This is a genomic window from Streptomyces sp. sk2.1 (genome assembly GCF_008120935.1).
In the GTDB taxonomy this organism is placed as follows: domain Bacteria; phylum Actinomycetota; class Actinomycetes; order Streptomycetales; family Streptomycetaceae; genus Streptomyces.
In genome coordinates, this window is record NZ_RDBO01000097.1 from 1 (window position 1) to 1,590 (window position 1,590).

General features: G+C 74.5%; 2 protein-coding genes. One reads left to right on the top strand and one right to left on the bottom strand.

Going from position 1 to position 1,590, the window contains the following annotated elements; genetic code table 11:
- On the bottom strand, window positions 1–1,407 hold a 1,407-nt coding region (locus tag EAO76_RS40640; protein ID WP_148841270.1), incomplete at its 3' end, for a DUF6350 family protein.
- Between EAO76_RS40640 and EAO76_RS40645 the strand changes: the two genes are divergently transcribed.
- Window positions 1,394–1,590, top strand: a 197-nt coding sequence (locus EAO76_RS40645; RefSeq protein WP_222872250.1) for a hypothetical protein, incomplete at its 3' end; no start/stop codon positions are given. The two genes, EAO76_RS40640 and EAO76_RS40645, sit on opposite strands and share 14 nt — an antisense overlap.

Sequence of the window (1,590 nt, forward strand, 5' to 3'; positions counted from 1 at the left end):
GGTCGTACCGGCGCAACCGGGCGCGGCCGGGTACACCGGAGGCGCTCCCGGGGGCATCGAGCCGGGAGGGACGGGCGGGGCCGGCGGAGCGCCCCCGCCCGTCATGCGCAGCAGGTACGGCGCCACGAACACCGCGCCGCCCACCCACAGCAGTCCGAACAGCAGCGCGTCCGGCACGCTCGGCGCGAACTCCGCCGTGCCCTGCCCGCCCATCTCCGCGAAGCCGCCCGACAGTTCCGTGGACACTCCGCCGATACCGCACAGCACCAGGAACATCGCGAGGAACAGGGCACCTGCGGCGGCCTGTTCGCGCCGGTCCGCCGAGCGCCGCGCGGCCATGACGCCCACCGCGAGCGCACACACCACACCGGTCACCACCGCGCAGGTCACCGCCCAGCCGCCGACCTCGTCGCCCAGTTCGGAGAGCCCGAAGCCGCCGTGCTCCATCCCCGAGCCGAGGTAACCGAGTTGGCCCCGCACGTCGTACTCGACCGGGGCGCCCCAGCTCACGCCGAGCACCGCGAGCCCGATGTTCGGCAGCAGCGGCAGCGCGATCAGCATCGCCTCGCCGTCCACGTCGTCGAGGTTGGCGTAGGAGATGAACCCGATCAGGGAGCAGAGCAGGAGCACGGCGCCGAGCGCCCGTACCGCCGTCCCGGCCACCCGGACCGCGGCGTGCGCGGCGGGCCGCTGCGCCCGCCACCGGCCCGACTCGTCGCGGTACAGCGCCCCGGCGGTGACGAGCAGCGACAGCGCCAGGGCCCCGAGCGTGGCGAGCAGCGGCGCGGACGAGACCGAGACCCCGGCGATCTCGGGCTGGGAGAACAGTCCGAGCACCAGCACGACGGCCGAGGCCACGAGGCTGATCCGGACCGCGGACTCCATGCCGTCGCCCCGCTTGCGGGCCGCCCTGGCCGCCAGGAACAGCGCTCCCAGCCACAGCACGGTGACGGTCAGCGGGACGACGGAGAGCACGGCGCCGCCCTGCGTCATGTCCCCGTCCATGCCGTAGCCGTCGGAGTCGTAGCCGCCTCCGTAGTCGTTCCCGTAGTCGTTCCCGTAGCGGCCGGTCGGGCCCACGGCCCGCAGTTCGAAGCCGCCGCCGAACGCCTGGAGCAGCATCGCCAGCGCGATCCGCAGTCGGTCGGTCCATCCGACGACGACCGTGTCGTCCTGCCCGTACGTGGGTATGGCGAGCGCCACCGCGAGGGCGATCAGCAGTCCGCTGGGCCAGGCCGCCGCCTTCGCCGCACCGGCCCAGCCGCCGCGGAGGACGCGGCCGAAGAACTCACCGACGGGCGACGGCCCGGCAGGGGCCGCCGTCGGGGCCATCGGCGGGGCCGGTGCGGCGAAGGCGGCGGCCTGGCCCAGCGGACTGCTGATCGCCCTCGCGGTGGCGCTCGCCATACCCACGTACGGGCAGGACGACACGGTCGTCGTCGGATGGACCGACCGACTGCGGATCGCGCTGGCGATGCTGCTCCAGGCGTTCGGCGGCGGCTTCGAACTGCGGGCCGTGGGCCCGACCGGCCGCTACGGGAACGACTACGGGAACGACTACGGAGGCGGCTACGACTCCGACGGCTACGG